Annotated in this window: 9 protein-coding genes and 12 pseudogenes; 17 read left to right on the top strand and 4 right to left on the bottom strand. The window is 30.8% G+C overall.

The window, feature by feature from the left end:
• Positions 1–2 precede the first annotated feature (2 nt).
• Positions 3–1,001 (top strand): tRNA (adenosine(37)-N6)-dimethylallyltransferase MiaA, encoded by a 999-nt coding sequence (gene miaA, locus DYE57_RS07255; RefSeq protein ID WP_115313444.1) that lies wholly within the window; start codon positions 3–5, stop codon positions 999–1,001.
• Entirely contained in the window at positions 955–1,194 is a 240-nt protein-coding gene (gene hfq, locus DYE57_RS07250) for an RNA chaperone Hfq (RefSeq protein ID WP_115313443.1), read from the top strand. The genes miaA and hfq overlap by 47 nt, the downstream gene beginning before the upstream one ends.
• Positions 1,195–1,428: 234 nt before the next feature.
• Here the strand turns inward: hfq and DYE57_RS07245 are convergent, their stop codons facing one another.
• The gene (locus DYE57_RS07245) at positions 1,429–1,905 is read right to left on the bottom strand and encodes a glutathione peroxidase (RefSeq protein ID WP_115313442.1); all 477 of its coding nucleotides are present in this window, start codon (positions 1,903–1,905) and stop codon (positions 1,429–1,431) included.
• A 109-nt stretch (positions 1,906–2,014) separates the two neighbouring features.
• On the opposite strand from DYE57_RS07245, the pseudogene hflX reads away from it, so the two are divergent.
• From hflX to DYE57_RS07205, 8 genes and pseudogenes are all read left to right on the top strand, one after another.
• Positions 2,015–3,257 (top strand): annotated as a pseudogene (hflX, locus tag DYE57_RS07240) (GTPase HflX).
• 16 nt (positions 3,258–3,273) lie between these two features.
• Positions 3,274–4,512 (top strand): methionine gamma-lyase family protein, encoded by a 1,239-nt coding sequence (locus tag DYE57_RS07235; protein WP_115313441.1) that lies wholly within the window; start codon positions 3,274–3,276, stop codon positions 4,510–4,512.
• 250 nt (positions 4,513–4,762) lie between these two features.
• Positions 4,763–5,131 carry a MerR family transcriptional regulator gene (locus DYE57_RS07230; protein WP_165417870.1) on the top strand — a complete coding sequence of 123 codons (369 nt, stop codon included), beginning with the start codon at positions 4,763–4,765 and terminating at the stop codon, positions 5,129–5,131.
• Positions 5,132–5,150: 19 nt separating this feature from the next.
• Entirely contained in the window at positions 5,151–6,491 is a 1,341-nt protein-coding gene (glnA, locus tag DYE57_RS07225; RefSeq protein WP_115313440.1) for a type I glutamate--ammonia ligase, read from the top strand.
• 223 nt (positions 6,492–6,714) lie between these two features.
• A pseudogene (locus tag DYE57_RS07220) lies at positions 6,715–7,805 on the top strand (minor capsid protein); the annotation flags it as partial.
• On the top strand, positions 7,802–7,996 hold the full coding sequence (locus DYE57_RS07215; RefSeq protein WP_115313439.1) for a hypothetical protein: 195 nt from the start codon (positions 7,802–7,804) through the stop codon (positions 7,994–7,996). The pseudogene DYE57_RS07220 and the gene DYE57_RS07215, both read left to right, overlap by 4 nt.
• Positions 7,997–8,072: 76 nt before the next feature.
• Positions 8,073–8,193 (top strand): annotated as a pseudogene (locus DYE57_RS07210) (hypothetical protein); the annotation flags it as partial.
• Positions 8,157–8,665, top strand: a pseudogene (locus tag DYE57_RS07205) (DUF4355 domain-containing protein). The pseudogenes DYE57_RS07210 and DYE57_RS07205, both read left to right, overlap by 37 nt.
• Before the next feature lie 902 nt (positions 8,666–9,567).
• Here DYE57_RS07205 and DYE57_RS07195 read toward each other — a convergent pair.
• Positions 9,568–9,873 (bottom strand): annotated as a pseudogene (locus tag DYE57_RS07195) (Ltp family lipoprotein); the annotation flags it as partial.
• 74 nt (positions 9,874–9,947) lie between these two features.
• Positions 9,948–10,977 (bottom strand): annotated as a pseudogene (locus DYE57_RS07190) (threonine aldolase family protein).
• A 321-nt stretch (positions 10,978–11,298) separates the two neighbouring features.
• On the opposite strand from DYE57_RS07190, the gene DYE57_RS07185 reads away from it, so the two are divergent.
• The 6 genes and pseudogenes from DYE57_RS07185 (at position 11,299) to DYE57_RS07160 (ending at position 16,376) form a co-directional block, all read left to right on the top strand.
• Positions 11,299–11,496, top strand: a complete 198-nt coding sequence (locus tag DYE57_RS07185) for a hypothetical protein (protein ID WP_115313438.1) — start codon at positions 11,299–11,301, stop codon at positions 11,494–11,496.
• Between the two features lie 26 nt (positions 11,497–11,522).
• A pseudogene (gene cls, locus DYE57_RS07180) lies at positions 11,523–12,948 on the top strand (cardiolipin synthase).
• Positions 12,949–13,125: 177 nt separating this feature from the next.
• A pseudogene (locus DYE57_RS07175) lies at positions 13,126–14,001 on the top strand (ABC transporter ATP-binding protein).
• Positions 13,998–14,728 (top strand): annotated as a pseudogene (locus DYE57_RS07170) (ABC transporter permease). Before DYE57_RS07175 ends, DYE57_RS07170 begins: the two co-directional pseudogenes overlap by 4 nt.
• Positions 14,729–15,786 (top strand): annotated as a pseudogene (locus tag DYE57_RS07165) (sensor histidine kinase).
• Positions 15,743–16,376: pseudogene (locus tag DYE57_RS07160) on the top strand (response regulator). The pseudogenes DYE57_RS07165 and DYE57_RS07160 overlap by 44 nt, the downstream one beginning before the upstream one ends.
• Positions 16,377–16,680: 304 nt before the next feature.
• Here DYE57_RS07160 and DYE57_RS07155 read toward each other — a convergent pair.
• Positions 16,681–16,866: a LapA family protein gene (locus DYE57_RS07155; protein ID WP_115313437.1), complete on the bottom strand. Its 186-nt coding sequence runs from the start codon at positions 16,864–16,866 to the stop codon at positions 16,681–16,683.
• 171 nt (positions 16,867–17,037) lie between these two features.
• On the opposite strand from DYE57_RS07155, the pseudogene nucI reads away from it, so the two are divergent.
• Positions 17,038–17,573 (top strand): annotated as a pseudogene (gene nucI, locus DYE57_RS07150) (thermonuclease NucI).
• Positions 17,574–17,611: the final 38 nt, after the last annotated feature.

Raw genomic sequence — 17,611 nt, 5'->3', positions numbered from 1 at the left:
GAATGACTAAAGTCGAAAAGCCATTTTTAATTGTTATAGTTGGACCAACAGCTTCGGGTAAAACAGAATTAAGTATCAAAGTGGCAAAAAAGTTTAATGGTGAAATCATTAGTGGAGATTCAATGCAAGTTTATAAAGGAATGGATATAGGTACAGCAAAGGTTACAAAAGAAGAAATGGAAGGAATACCTCATCATATGATTGATATTTTATCTCCTGATGAGTCATTCTCAGTTTATGAATTTAAAAAAAGAGCAGAAACTTGTATTAACGATATTACACAAAGGGGAAAAGTACCTATTATTGTCGGTGGAACTGGATTATATATACAGTCTTTATTACATAATTATGCATTTGAGGATGAATCTGTTTCTGAAGAACAGTTACATCAAGTCAAAATAAAATTAAAAGCGCTTGATCAATTAGCTAACGATGAATTACACCAATATTTAGCATCGTTTGATAATGAATCTGCTCAAAATATTCACCCTAACAACAGAAAAAGAGTATTGAGAGCTATAGAATATTATTTAAAAACAAAAAAACTTTTAAGTTCTCGCAAGAAAGTACACCAATTTACTGAAAATTATGATACATTATTATTAGGGATTGAAATATCGCGCGAAACATTATATTTTAAAATAAATAAACGTGTTGATATTATGTTGTGCCACGGATTATTTAATGAAGTGCAACATCTTGTAGAACAAGGTTTTGAAACGAGCCAAAGCATGAAAGCCATAGGGTATAAAGAACTTGTACCTGTCATTAAAGGGAATGTAAGTATAGACGTTGCTGTAGATAAATTGAAACAGCATTCTCGACAATATGCCAAACGACAATTGACTTGGTTTAAAAATAAAATGAATGTTCACTGGCTAAATAAAGAAACGATGTCACTTCAAATGATGTTAGATGAGATTACAACCCAAATAAATAAAAGGAGTTCTAACCATGATTGCAAACGAAAACATCCAAGATCAAGCACTAGAGAACTTTAAGTCAGAAAAAACTGAAGTCACGATTTTCTTTTTAAATGGCTTTCAAATGAAAGGTATTATCGAAGATTTTGACAAATACGTTGTCAGCTTAAATTCTCAGGGCAAACAACATTTGATTTACAAACATGCGATCAACACTTTCACAGTTGATAATGAGTCATCTGATGCAACAGAAGTGAAAAGTGAAGAATAACAGTTGTAATCAAAGTGCATTAAAAATGCATGTTCACTTATAGGATAACTTTAAAGTGAATGACATTAAATATTGAAGTTAATGTTTTAAACGTAGCACTTTAACACAAACCAAGGAAATGTTTGTAATAAAAATATGCTTCATGCAATGTTTATATTGAAATGTATAGTTACAATCAATTTACATTACATGAAGCATTTTTCTATGTTAAATATAAAAGTTTTAGAGACATATTTATAGCAATTTCTCAATTTCTCCTTTAATCTGGTTAGGTTTTTTCTGAGGTGAAAAACGTTTAATCACATTACCTTCACGGTCTACTAAAAATTTAGTAAAATTCCATTTAATTTTCTCGTTAATCATTCCTTTAGCAGCATCTGTTAAAAAACGGAATAATGGATGTTGATTGTCTCCTTTAACATCAATCTTTTCATGTATAGGGAAAGTTACACCGTAGTTAATCTTACAATTTTGTGCTGCCTCCTCACCTGAACCAGGTTCTTGGCCACCGAATTGATTACAAGGGAATCCTAGAATAATAAAACCCTGATTTTTATATTCATCATATAAGTTTTGTAAACCTTCGAACTGAGGAGTAAAACCACATTCACTAGCAGTGTTTACGATGAGCATAACATCGCCTTTATATTGCTCTAATTTATAATTTTCACCATTATTTTTTTGTACTACAAAATCATAAATGCTTTTCATCTTATCACCCTTTCGTTATATATCTAATTTAACACAATATGTGTAGATAGTCTTTGTTAACACTCTATGATAAAATATTTTGAGTAACTTTTAAAAGGAGATGTATGACGTGGCACAGCAATTTACTTATGATACAAAGAAGAAACTAGAAACTGCTGTATTAATCGGTGTACATGCTCAAATGGATCATCAATTTAACTTTGATTCTACAATGGAAGAACTTAAAGCTTTATCACAAACATGTCAACTTAATGTTAAAGGTCAAATTGCTCAAAATAGAGAACACATTGATCATAAATATTATGTAGGCAAGGGTAAACTTGAAGAAATTAAGGCTTTTATAGAATTTCATGATATAGATGTTGTCGTGACCAATGATGAACTAACGACAGCACAATCTAAAACTTTAAATGATAATTTGGGCATTAAAATCATCGATAGAACCCAATTAATTTTAGAAATCTTTGCTTTAAGAGCTAAAAGCAGAGAAGGTAAACTACAAGTTGAACTTGCACAATTGGATTATCTTTTACCAAGATTACAAGGGCATGGTAAAAGTCTTTCACGTTTAGGTGGCGGTATAGGAACAAGGGGGGCCAGGTGAAACAAAATTAGAAATGGACCGTCGACATATTAGAACTAGAATGAATGAAATAAAACATCAATTGCAAACTGTTGTTGATCACCGTGAAAGATACCGGAGTAAAAGAGAACAGAACCAAGTCTTTCAAATTGCATTAATTGGTTATACAAATGCTGGTAAGTCTTCATGGTTTAACGTATTAGCAAATGAAGAGACTTATGAGAAGGATTTACTCTTTGCTACCTTAGATCCTAAAACACGTCAAATACAGATTAATGAGGGCTTTAATTTAATTATTTCTGATACTGTAGGTTTTATTCAAAAACTACCTACGACATTAGTGGCTGCCTTTAGATCTACACTTGAAGAAGCTAAAGTGGCTGATCTTTTGCTACATGTGGTTGTTGCGAGTTATCCAGAGTATCGAACACAATATGATACAGTTAATCAACTCATGAGTGATTTAGGTATGGAACAAATACCACAGGCAGTGATATTTAATAAAAAAGATTTATGCCATCATAATATTGAAATACCTGTGTCTAAATCTACTCATGTATTTGTATCAAGTCGAAATAAAGATGACAAAGACAAAGTGAAACAGCTGTTAATACAAGAAATCAAGCACAGTTTGTATTACTATGAAGAAATGGTTGATAGCACGAATACAGATAGATTGTACTTTCTTAAGCAACATACACTAGTAAGTGAACTTCACTTTAATGAAGACGACGCAACATATAGCGTGAAAGGTTATAAAAAACAGTAAAGAAGGAAGACTAATTATGCAAGACATTACCAATTTAATCGAAGAGGTAGAGGAGACATTAAGTTCGTACTTTAAGGAAATAGAAAAAAATGCATTATTTAATCAAGAAAAGGTGTTAAATGCTTTTCATCATGTAAAAGCTACAGAAAGTGATTTACAAGGCTCTACGGGCTACGGTTATGATGACTTTGGAAGAGATCATCTTGAAGAGATTTATGCGCATACATTTAAATCTGAAGATGCACTTGTTAGACCACAGATTATTTCAGGTACACATGCAATTACTATAGTACTACAAAGTACCTTGAAATATGGAGATGAGTTATTGTATATCACAGGGAGCCCATATGATACGTTATTAGAGGTCATAGGAATTAACGGTAACGGTATCGAAAGTCTTAAAGATCATGGTATCCATTACAATGAAGTGAAGTTAAATGAAGGTCATATCGATGTTTCTCGAGTCATTGAAGCCATCAACGACCAAACAAAAGTTGTCGCTATTCAAAGATCGAAAGGTTATGATCAACGTCCATCTGTACTAATTAGAGAGATTGAAAAGGCTATTACAATAATTAAATCAGCTTATCCAGATGTCATTGTATTTGTTGATAATTGTTATGGCGAATTCGTCGAAGACAAAGAGCCTATTGAAGTGGGAGCAGATATTATTGCAGGCTCATTAATCAAGAACCCGGGCGGTGGTTTAGCTAAAATTGGTGGTTATATCGCAGGACGACAGGACATTATTGAGCGTTGTGGTTATCGTTTAACAGCACCTGGCATAGGTAAAGAAGCAGGTGCTTCACTGAATTCCCTACAAGAAATGTATCAAGGTTTCTTCTTGGCACCGCATGTTGTAAGCCAAAGTTTAAAAGGCGCATTATTTACAAGTTTATTATTGGAAAAAGTAAACATGAAAACTTCACCTAAATATAACGTGAAGCGGACTGATTTGATTCAAACAGTGCAATTTGATACGAAGGAACAGATGATATCCTTCTGTCAGAGTATTCAACATGCTTCACCAATTAATGCACACTTTAGTCCAGAACCAAGTTATATGCCTGGTTATGAAGATGATGTGATTATGGCAGCTGGAACATTTATTCAAGGGTCATCTATCGAGCTATCTGCTGATGGCCCTATACGTCCACCATATGAAGCATATGTTCAAGGTGGCTTAACGTATGAACATGTTAAAATAGCAGTCACACGTGCAGTTGAGAATATGTGCGAGCAAAATTTAATATAATGATTGTAAACTCTTTAAACGGGTATTTGTTTAGAGAGTTTTAATTTTTAGATTGCAAAAGTTATCAGAAAATTTTAAAATTATTTTAAGTCATTGACGAAAATTTTAGATTCTATGAGTGTTTTTGCGTTGAAAATCCTTGATATTACAGTATTTATAAATAGTGTGTTAGAAAACCTCACATACTTTTGTATTCTTTGTAAAACTATGCTAAATTAATGACAAGTTCAAAAGTAGAGGAGAGGTTCAAGTGAAGTCTAACGATTCAATCAGACGTAACATGGCCGTATTCTCTATGAGTGTGGTAAGTAAATTAACTGAATTAAGTCCAAGGCAAATTCGTTATTATGAAACGCATGAACTTATTACACCTGAAAGAACTGAGGGTAACAAAAGATTATTTTCGATGAATGATTTAGATAGACTTTTAGAAATTAAATCTTTTTTAGAGAAAGGGTTTAATATTAAAGGTATAAAACAAATCATTTTTGATGACCAAGATCACTTATCTACAGACGAACAAGAAACTAGAAAGAGAATGATTGTAGATGCGACGCAGAAACCACGTAGCGAAACATTACCAATAAACCGTGGTGACCTATCACGATTTATTAAATAAAATTTGGAGGATTTAAACCATGCCAAAACGTAGCTTTACAAAAGATGATATTCGTAAGTTTGCTGAAGAAGAAAACGTAAGATATTTAAGATTGCAATTTACTGACATTTTAGGTGTCATTAAAAATGTTGAAGTTCCTGTTAGCCAATTAGAAAAAGTATTAGACAACGAAATGATGTTCGACGGATCTTCTATCGAAGGATTCGTTCGTATTGAAGAATCAGATATGTATTTACATCCTGATTTAGATACATGGGTTATTTTCCCATGGACAGCAGGGCAAGGTAAGGTTGCTCGTTTAATTTGTGACGTATTTAAAACAGATGGTACGCCATTTGAAGGTGATCCACGTGCAAACTTAAAACGCGTCTTAGGTGAAATGGAAGAAATGGGTTTCACTGATTTCAATCTAGGACCTGAACCAGAATTCTTTTTATTCAAGTTAGATGAAAAAGGTGAACCAACATTAGAACTAAATGATGATGGTGGGTACTTCGACTTAGCACCAACTGATTTAGGTGAAAATTGTCGTCGTGATATCGTATTAGAATTAGAAGATATGGGATTCGATATCGAAGCAAGTCACCATGAGGTAGCACCTGGTCAACATGAAATTGATTTTAAATATGCGGATGCTGTGACTGCATGTGATAATATTCAAACATTTAAACTTGTTGTAAAAACAATTGCGCGTAAACATAATTTACATGCAACATTCATGCCAAAACCATTATTCGGTGTGAACGGAAGCGGAATGCACTTCAACGTGTCATTATTTAAAGGTAAAGAAAATGCATTCTTCGATCCTGAAGGTGAGATGCAATTAACTGAAACTGCATACCAATTTACAGCTGGAGTACTTAAAAACGCACGTGGATTCACTGCAGTTTGTAACCCATTAGTTAACTCATATAAACGTTTAGTTCCTGGTTATGAAGCACCTTGTTATATTGCATGGAGTGGTAAAAACCGTTCTCCATTAGTACGTGTACCTTCATCAAGAGGATTATCAACTCGTATCGAAGTACGTTCAGTTGACCCAGCAGCAAACCCTTACATGACTTTAGCAGCAATTTTACAAGCAGGATTAGACGGAATTAAAAATAAACTTAAAGTTCCAGAACCAGTAAACCAAAATATCTATGAAATGAATCGTGAAGAACGTGAAGCAGTGGGTATCCAAGACTTACCATCAACATTATATACTGCGTTAAAAGCAATGCGTGAAAATTCTTCAATTAAAAATGCTTTAGGAAATCACATTTACAATCAATTTATTAATTCTAAATCAATTGAATGGGATTATTACCGTACTCAAGTATCCGAATGGGAAAGAGAACAGTACATGAAGCAATACTAAGCGCTAAACAAATTCAGGGGAAATTTAATAGGGGTAAGAAGTTGAGGAATGTTGCCTTAACTTCTTTTTTGTTTTAAAAGCTATGTTTTGTCAATCATTTCATAATGAGTAGGGTATTTGGTCGAAAAGTTCTTAAAATGTAATCTTAATATACTTTTTATCGATAAATCTTAAATAGATCAACAAGTCATTGATGATTCAATCTAATGGAATTTACTGAAGATTTTGTGATGAGACAAACAAGGCACTCAAGCTTTATAACTTGTCTATGAAAGTATCTAGAGAAAAGTTATTAAAGCAGCAGTTAGATTTGATAGTCAAAGACTCCACTTTAGATATTCAAGATAAGATAGAAAATAAGTTAGTTGATGCAGTTGATAGAGAAGTTGAAAGACAAGCACATATACTTGGTAAACATGTGAAAATTGATGAAACTGATGTAAAAGCTGTTGTGAATAGTAACTTTAAAGGTGTGAAGTGGTTTACAAGATTATGGCAAGATATGGCTGTAAATCAAAAAGAAGTAGAAAGAACGACGAGTAATGTATTACTTAGAGGTAGACATCCCAATGAGTATATAACGGATTTTAAGAAACAAACTAACACAACTACTTATAATGCAAGTAGGTTATTAGTTACTGAGTCAGCAAGAGTACAAGCAGAGTCGAAAAAAAAGAACTGGGCGAATATGGAGAATATAAATACGTTGCTAAAATAGATAAGAAAACGTCTAAAATATGTCATTCTTTAAACGGTAAAGTATTTGAAGTTAAAGATATGATACCTGGCATTAATGCGCCACCAATGCATCATTGGTGTAGAAGTACTACAGTACCACATGTGGGAAACTGGAGAGATCAATTCTTTAGAGAACGTAAAGGTAAGTACCGAGTTGAGGATAAAGAATTAGAAAAAGAAAAAATACAAGAAAAAGCAAAAAAAGAAATGCTTGATATGATACGTAGTGGTAAAATAAAAATAGATATAAACCCAGAAAAGCAAAATATACATCGTAATAATCATAAACTTTTTGAAGAAAGTAAATTGAAAGCCATTAAAAATAATTATATGCTTCCCAGTTATACTACAATACCTAATCAAGAATTGAATAAATTACTTATGGAAAAATCAAATACTGGTTTATTGTTAATAGTTAACAATAAGTTTAATAAAAAAGAAATTATAGACTTTGGTGTTGTAATTGGAAAAGCTTTTGTAAATGGTCATTATATCAATACTAAATTTGGGAAAGTACATTATTCTAAGACAGGAACACATGTAGTTCCCTATGTTAAAAAGGAGATGAAAAAATGAGAATAGCTAGGTCTTATGGTCATGTAGTAAATGTAGTTTTAAATGATAATAATAAACTTTATGGCGATGTAATAAACTTTGAGAATCCATATGAAAGTGATACAGGAAATTTCGTAATGGATTTAGAAACTGAAGTAGGTATTTACTCTATTGATGACTCTGAAATTAAAGAAATAAGAATAATATCTTAATAGCATCCTTTCTATACAGATAAATAGAAAGCGATGCTATTTTTATACACTATTTTGACCTTCTAAGGAAGGTTATTTTTTATGTCCAAAACGTGCTGATGACGTTATAAAAGCAAGTATGGAATACGCAGTCGACAGACTATAAACGGAGGTATATCTCATGGAGAACAATCAAAGTAATATTACTGAAGAAATGAAGCACAATGACAATTCAGAAAAATTCATGAACAATCACAACAGAAGGAGAAAACATTTTCTCAAGAAGAAGTATCTCAAATGATTAAGGATCGTCTAGCTAGAGAAAAAAGAAAATCTGATGAACGTATTAAAGATGCAATTCAAGAAGCTGAGAAACTGGCCAAAATGAATAAAGATCAAAAGAGTCAATATGAAATCGAAAAGCTTTTGAAAGAGAATGAAGAACTTAAAGCAGAAAAAGCTTTATCTCAAATGAAAAATGGGACTCGTTCAATGCTCAATGAGTCAGGTTTAGAAAGCTTCGATGATCAAATTATTATATTAGTAAATACTGATGCTGAAAAAACAAAGAAAAACGTTGAATCATTTACTAACTTACTTAATCAAATAGTAAAAATTAATGTTGAAAAAGCATTAAGTCAAGAACCACCAGTGAGCACTCAGTCAAATAAGATGACATTTTGGCAATAAAAGATGATACACAAAGACAAGCTACTATTGCAAAAAATAATAATTTATTTTCATAAATTAGGAGGTAATATTATGACAGCAGAGTATAATTTAACAAATACAGAAAGCTTGAGCCAAGCAAAGTCTATTGATTTTGCAAATAAGTTTGGCAATAATATCAATAAATTATTAGAAATCTAAGGGATAAGTAATAAACGGCCTATGAATGTAGGCTCTAATATTAAAATCTATCAATATAGTGTTGAAGAATCTGATTATCCCTGTGGCAGAAGGTAAGTAAATAAAAAACTCAAATGTACAAAATCCTACTCTATAATAATTGAACGGACATTTGAGCGCTAACCTATCAGGAGGGGGAATCCCCTCCTACATACTAATAGTAATACCTCTATGCAATAAAAATATTTTTTAAAATAGGTAAAACTAACAAAAAAGAGAAATTGGAATTCTTGTTCGGGGTTTTTGCTATTATTATGATAATTGTGATATTTAAATTGGTGATATAAATGAATGACTTTAATGAGATACACTTAACTTTAGAAAAATTGATTGATTCAAATATTATAGCTAATGTACTAATAATTCATTAAGGGCATAAACACAAATTGATAAATATAGTTAAAAAGTGGTCCATAAAGATGTTGAGAAAAAATAGGATGAATTAAATAATATTAGTAAAAAGCTGACACCAATGTTAATTTTAAATGAAAGAAGCGTCGTGAATAAAAAGATAAGAGTATTTGCCAAAAGATAATTTAAAAGAGTGAAAGTAATTGTAACTTTAAAAATTTTATGGTTACTGGATTTATATTCTATTGAGGTCATATTTATATGAATGTATTAAAGGTTTGCTTTCGATTAAGAAAACAAACCTTTAATGTTAAAACTCTCGTTTTCAATGATTATCTATCTAAATGATCCATTGCATATTGCGCTTCTTCAGGAGTAAATCCTTCTCCATTTTCTGAAACGAGTTAATTATATAATACTTGATTAGAAATGTTCATGTTTTTTACGTAACTTTTTACTAATCTAAGTGCATTCTTTTTATAGTCCACACTAATATGATAGACAACATACTGGGCTATGTCTGATGGAAATTTCTCTCCATATTCCGAAGTTAATTATCTGTATAAATTTTTCTTAAATATCGGTAATGTACTTGCATATGACTTCGCTTGAGCTATAGCTGCATTTTGTTCACTTGTTGCATAGTATAACCCTCCTGACTACATTCTGAGATCCCTTTAGCGATACGGTTTTTATAACTTCATTTTGCATTTTATATTAGTTCTAGTAGTTGATTAACATTTTCTTCTGTTGTTGCCCAGCTTGTTGCAAAGCGGACAACACGATGTTGATCATCATATTTCTCCCAAACTGCGAATTTTACCTTTTGTTTTAGTTCTTCAATTTTATCATTGCTTAAAATAAAAAATTGTTGATTTTTTGTTGATTCAAAATAGACTTGATACCCTTTATCTATAAATCCCTTTTTTACTTTTTCAGCCATTTTAATAGCGTGTCGACTTATATCAAAATATAAATCATCTGTAAATAATTCTAAAAATTGTATACCAGTTAAACAACCTTTCGCTAATAAAGCACCATGATGTTTTATGATTGTAGTGAAGTTTTTAGGTTCATTTTGTTTAGTGAATACGATTGCTTCACCACAAAGTGCTCCAATCTTCGTACCACCTATGTAAAACACATCACAGTATTTTGCAACATCTTCGATAGTTACATTAGTTTGATTGCTCATAAGACCATAGCCTAAACGTGCACCATCCATAAATAGTGGAATGTGATATCTACGGCAAACTCTAGATAAAGATTGTAATTCCTCTTTAGTGTATAAAGTTCCGTATTCAGTTGGATGTGAAATATAAACCATCCCTGGAAATACCATGTGTTCTTTTTTAAAATCACTTTGAAATGTTTCTAAATAATCTTCTTCAACACCTTGTGCAGAAATTTTACCTGCATTAGATGAAATAGTTAACACTTTATGTTCACTGAATTCTATCGCGCCACCTTCATGTACTGCCACATGGCCCTGTATCAGTAGATATGACACCTTCATAACTATCAAGCATAGAATTAATGACGACTTGGTTGGTTTGCGTACCACCTACCTAAAATCGGATGGTTGCCTCCGGACAGTTAATTATTTTACGTATTTTGTCTGCTGCTTGTGCTGAAAAGTCATCGAAGCCATATCCGGCAGCTTGTACTAGATTTGTTTCAACTAATCGATTTAAGACTTTTTCATGTGCACCTTCTAAGTAATCATTTTCAAATGAAATCACAGACTTTCCCTCCAATATTTAATCGATATTTTAAATTTTATTCGATGATTCGTGTTGATTGAGTGTTAATGAGATAAAATTTCTCTACAAAGAAATGGGTAGTATAAGAGAAATTTAACTAGTAACTACTAACTGTAGATAGATAATTCTGAATATTCAATCGAATGTAGTTATTATACATCAAGACTATTTAAAATTAAATAAATTCCGTCCAACCTATTGAGTGATTAAGTTCTAAAAAGCATTTATTTCTTTAATAATTGAAATTTTCTATGAAAAGTTCTATCATTTAATCAACATAAAGAAAGGGGAATGGATGATATGCAACAAATAAAATTTAAAACATTAACTGAGGAATCACTTGAAAGTTTAGAAAAAAGTGTTAATGAATTTTTAAAATCTCAAGAAGGAAACGGCTACAAATTGTTAAATATCACTATTAAACAAATTGAAGAAAGAGCTTTTCCGAATAATGAAGAAGATTTTAATGCGGTTATAACATTAGTTACTGAAGCGTAATGATTTTAAACAATCTATAGTTAACAATATTGCTTGTGTTAGGATTTATCATTAACTAGTACTGGCTTTTGTAATTATCTTTTTAGAAAGAGATCGACGTAGTGCAAGTGCTACTTGGGCTTGGCTATTTGTTCTTTTTGTAGGGTTTAATTTTATATTTATTCTTAGGTTGTACTATGTCTAAAAAGAAAATGGAAAGAAATAACCGTGATGAGTTACGCGCTTTTACAGATTTAGTTAAAGACCAAGTTGATAGTTTTGACAAGAAAAATTATGGTTATATAAATGATCAAGTTCAAAAACATCATGATCTCATTCGCATGTTGCTAATGAAACAGGATGCGTTTTTAACTGAAAATAACAAAATTGATTTATTTACAGATGGCCATGAGTTATATGACAAAGTTGTAGAAGATATCTATAACGCGAAAGATTACATTCATTTAGAGTATTATACATTTGAACTTGATGGTTTAGGTAAGCGTATTTTAGATGTCCTTGAAACAAAACTTAAAGAAGGTTTAGAAGTTAAACTATTATACGATGATGTAGGTTCAAAAAAAGTAAGATTATCTAAATTTAAACATTTTAGATCACTAGGCGGAGAAGTTGAGGCATTCTTTCCATCAAAACTTCCTTTGATTAACTTTAGAATGAATAATCGTAATCATAGAAAGATTATTATTATTGATGGTCAAATAGGTTATATTGGTGGTTTCAATGTAGGTGATGACTACTTAAGTTTAGGTAAACTAGGATATTGGAGAGATACACATACACGTATTCAAGGTGAAGGTATTGATACATTACAACTTAGATTCATTTTAGATTGGAATTCACAATCTCATCGTCCTCAATTTGAATTTGGCCAAAAGTATTTTCCTAAGAAAACAGGGAAAAAGGGGATGTAGCACTTCAAATTGCATCGAGTGGCCCTGCATTTGATTTACATCAAATTGAATATGGTTATACTAAAATGATTATGAGTGCTCGAAAGTCTATTTACCTTCAAAGCCCTTACTTTATACCAGATCAATCGTATATTAATGCTTAAAAATGGCGGCAAATAGTGGTGTTGATGTCAATTTGATGATTCCATGTGAGCCAGACCATCCATTTGTATATTGGGCTACTTTTTCAAATGTAGCAGATTTACTAGATAGTGGCGTTAATATTTACGCATATCAAAATGGATCTATACATTCTAAAATTCTGATGATTGATGATGAGGTATCATCAATAAGAAGTGCAAATATGGACTTTAGAAGTTTTGAACTGAACTTTGAAGTGAACGCATTTATCTATGATAAGGTGATTGCTAAGCAACTGCGTGAGGCCTTTGAAGAAGATATTACTAAGTCCAATTTATTGACGAAAGAAAAATATGAAAATCGTCCTTTATCAATTAAATTTAAAGAAGACTTAGCTAAATTAATTTCACCAATATTATAATTTTCAACCTCAGCTCTCGCTTAATAAAGCGGGGGCTTTTTGTATGACAATAAATATGTTATGTAAACTTTTAATATTATATGACAAATGTCATTACTAATTAATGACATTCGGTACTTATTTCATTATCTTGACTTTGCTAAATTATAAGTAACATAAATCAAAGGTGTGACGATAATGATTGAGCTTCGACATATATCTAAATCTTTTAAGAACCACAAAGTTTTAGAAAATATAAGTATTGATATAAAAAATAAACGTTGTACAGCATTAATCGGTAAAAATGGAGCAGGTAAGTCAACGTTAATAGATATTATTATTGGAAATAATCAATATGGTAGTGGTCAAATCGTTGATAAATCAAATTTGCTAAATAAGCATAAGATGGGCATTCTTTTTCAAAAAACACAGTTTCCTAAGTACATAAAGGTATGCGAATTATTACAATTATATCAATCCTTTTATCAAACGTTTATTTCTATTTATCAATTTAAAGAAATTACACAATTTAGCGACCGACAAATGAATCAAATGGTATGTAATTTATCAGGTGGACAACAGAGGATTTTAGATTTTGCTTTTGCATTGGTAGGTAAACCTGAACTGTTAATTTTAGATGAGCCTACGTCAGCTATGGATATAGAAATGCGTCAACATTTTTGGAGTATTATCGAAAAATTAAGAATGAATAACACTACGATACTATATACCTCTCATTATATTGAAGAAGTTGAGAGAATGGCTGATCAAGTAATGATGTTAGATAAAGGTAAAATTTAATTAAATGATTCACCTGAAAATATAAAAAGGAATCAAAGTTATTCTTTAATTCGAATTCCTTGTAAGCATCAAGAACTTATCAATCAACTGAAACATAAATACGAAATTAAATTAATAAAAAATAGATATGAAATAAAAACAACTGATGTGAGTGATGTTTTACAATTATTGAAACAACATCATGTCAATTTCAATAAGATTGAAATTCTTAAAACGTCCTTATTAGAAGTCGTGTTTTCTAATGAAATGTCTAAAGGAGTGAATTACCAGTGATAGCAACTTATTTTAAAACAGAATTAAAGATTATATTTAGAAAGAAATTGTATTTAGTTATGTCCATATTCCTACCTGTAGTATTTTATTTATTATTTACTTCTATATTAGACATGCCATGAAGAAGCAAAAGCTAAGTTTTATAAAGAGTATATGTACAGTATGACAGTATTTAGTTTAATGAACTTTTGTCTATTGTCATTTCCATTAGATATGATTAAAGAGCGAAGTCATGGTTGGTATAAACGTTTAATGATGACCCCATTACTATCATTTCAATATTATTTAGTTAAAATAATTAAGACGATGTGTCAGTTTTTAATGGCAATTATTATTTTTTTATGTGGCTCATTTTTACAAGGATGTTCATATGACTGTTTTTCAATGGATATTCTCTGTCTTAGCTTTATGGATAGGGGCTAGTTTATTTTTGACTTTAGGACTGATTATCGCACAACTCAATGATATTCAAAAAGCATGTAGTTTTGCCAATTTACTTAATATTACACTTGCTATATTAGGAGGTTTATGGTTTCCTGTTTATACCTTTCCAGATTGGCTTCAGTCCATTTCTAAACGAATGCCAACGTATTATTTAAAACAACTTGCTTTAGATTTAGGTCAAGATAAAGGTGTCAATATAGAAGCGTTTGGCTTTCTCATACTCTATAGTATAATCTTTTTGAGTATTGCTTTAATCATTAATAAGAAGAGAGATGTTTCGTAAATGGAGTCAAGAAGTTGGGGAGTAAGATTAGGTGAATTAAGTTCTTTAATATTTCCGTTCTTAGCTATATTTGCTGATAAACGTGACAGTTTATTAAACTATTTAATTGTTTCTATTTTTACAATAAGTTATGTGACGATGATTTTATTTTATAAACACCTTAGTAATAGTATTTTATATGTATTATTAGTTATTCATTATTTAGGAATTTTTTATTTTGTATATAGTTTATTTTTCTTCTTTAGTGCATTCGCTTTACCTTTTATGTTTAATGTCAAGATTCTCTCAAAAGAATTTATAACTTTTTTAATATCTATGATAACTTGTTTAATATTAACTTATAAATTTAATTCAACATATGTGGTTCTTTTAAGTGCATTTTATTTGGTTATATTAATTGTTGCTATAGGCATAAAAATAGAGACGAACGTATTATGAAAGCTAAACTTGAAGAAAAGAATAAGTATATTAAGGTATTAATAGCTCAACAAGAGCGCAATAGAATAAATCAAGATCTTCATGATACATTAGGTCATGTATTTGCCAGTCTTACTTTAAAATCAGAATTAGCTACTAAACTCATTGATACCCAACCAGAGGCAGCTAAAAATGAGATGCTTGCTATTAATGTACTTTCTAGAGAAGCTTTAAATAAAGTCAGATTTATTATTGATGATTTAAAAATACAATCTTTTGAAGATGAGGTTTTGTCTGTAGAAAGTATATTACATGATGCTCATCTAAATTTTATATTCAACAATAAAGGTGCCGCTACATCATTAAATCCTGCTAAACAATCGATATTATCCATGATTTTTAGAGAGGCAATTAACAATGTTATTAAACATGCCCATGCGACTGAAGTGATACAGGAATTAGAGGAGCTTGATCATCAATTAATTTTAAAAATTAAAGATAATGGTGTGGATATAGATAATGAAGATGCTTTGAATTTAAAAAGTATTAAAGAATGTGTGGATTATTTAATTAGCAAAGTAACTGTATATTCAAATAATGGAACACACATCATTATCGACATACCAAGAGGTGATTTATGATGATATCGCCGTCATAGCTGAAGATCAATTGATGTTGAGAAAAGCAATGGTACAACTGATAGAAATGCATGAAGATATGAAGGTTTTAGCTGATTTGGAAAATGGCGTAGATGCACTCAAATTTATAAAAAATAACGAACCCAATGTGGCTATTTTAGATATTGAAATTCCTGGCATGACAGGTTTAGAAATCTTATCTCATGTGAGAGAAAAGAATTTTAATACGAGAGTAATTATTGTTACTACGTTTAAACGTCCTGGCTACTATGAAAAAGCGGTAGCAAATGATGTTGATGCCTATGTATTAAAAGAACGTTCAGTAGACGACTTAGTCAAAACAATCTATAAAGTGGTGAAAGGCGAGAAAGAGTATAGCGCGTCACTAATGACTTCATTATTTACCGAATCAAATCCATTAACACATAAAGAACAAGTCGTTTTAAGAGAGATTGGTAATGGCTTAAGTAGTAAAGAAATTGCTGGAAAGTTATACTAATCTGATGGAACTGTACGCAATTATACAAGTACAACTGTATTCAGATAATCGTTTTGATGCTTGGAAAAAAGCTGTAGATAAGGGATGGATTTAAAATATAAACATGCACACCACAAACTTAGATGTTTTTGGGGTGCACATCAATCAATGTCTTAGGTATTTTTAGCATATTGTCAGTTGATGACTGAATTGAAAATGAACTTATATCAAGCTTTTTTCAACTATAGTCCGGGCCGTAAAAAGAGAATTTCACCCATAAATTCAATAGACAATGCAAGTTGGAGTTCGTTGCTGGGGTGAGACAACGAATTCAATATGAATTTTGTACCTCGCCCTTTCCTACGTTTAGTCAAGTAATAATTAAAAAATTACGCATATTTAAATACACCGTTCAATTTTTATTTACTTTTATTTTTATATGATTGAATAAGATAAACAATAAATCCTACTAACATACCTAAAAATACTGAACCGACTAAGCTAACTATTAATGGTAATTTAAAGACGATTTGTAAAATCACACCAACAATGATTGCGACAATCACTGCAATGATAGTGATTTTATTTTCATTAGATGTATTCATCTATTTCACTCCTAACACACCGTATTATATCATGCTCTATCATTTTGAAAAAATAGATAGATAGTATTGAGAAGGTCAAATGGAGTTTTAAAATATTAGTTTGAAAAAATTGACGATAAAGTTAATTTTAATTACTATTAATCGGTATATTAAATAAAAAAGATGACAGCATTGAAATCTAAAAAAGTATTATCAATTATTATTGTAGCAATGATAGCGATTTTAGTTATCATTTTTCAATTTATTAATCATTCAGGACCGTTTGGTTCTCCCGACTTAAATCATACGTCTGAAAACTCAAATATAAATGGTAAAGATAAGGTTTATATTAAACGTGTTGTAGATGGCGATACTTTTGTTGCTCAAAGAAATAATAAAGACATTAAAGTTAGATTGATTGGCATTGATACACCAGAAACAGTTAAGCCGAATACACCGGTTCAACCTTATGGTAAAGAAGCATCAAATTATACTAAGAAACATTTAACGAAAAAAATGTATATCTTGAGTATGATAAAGAAAAAACAGATAGATACGGACGTACATTAGCATACGTTTGGCTAAGTGATAAACAAATGTTTAATGAAGAATTAGTCGAAAAGGGCTTAGCACGAGAAAAATATTTTTCACCAAATGGGAAGTATCGTCAAAGTTTTATAAAAGCTCAAAATAAGGCTAAAGAAGAAAAGTTAAAAATTTGGAGTTAAATAAAACTAACCCTAGGAGAGTTAACTTGAATGAGAAA

The sequence above is a fragment of the Staphylococcus saccharolyticus genome, assembly GCF_900458815.1.
In the GTDB taxonomy this organism is placed as follows: Bacteria; Bacillota; Bacilli; order Staphylococcales; family Staphylococcaceae; genus Staphylococcus; species Staphylococcus saccharolyticus.
The sequence above is the reverse complement of the archived record's forward strand: the minus strand, read 5'-3'. Positions and strand labels throughout refer to the sequence as shown.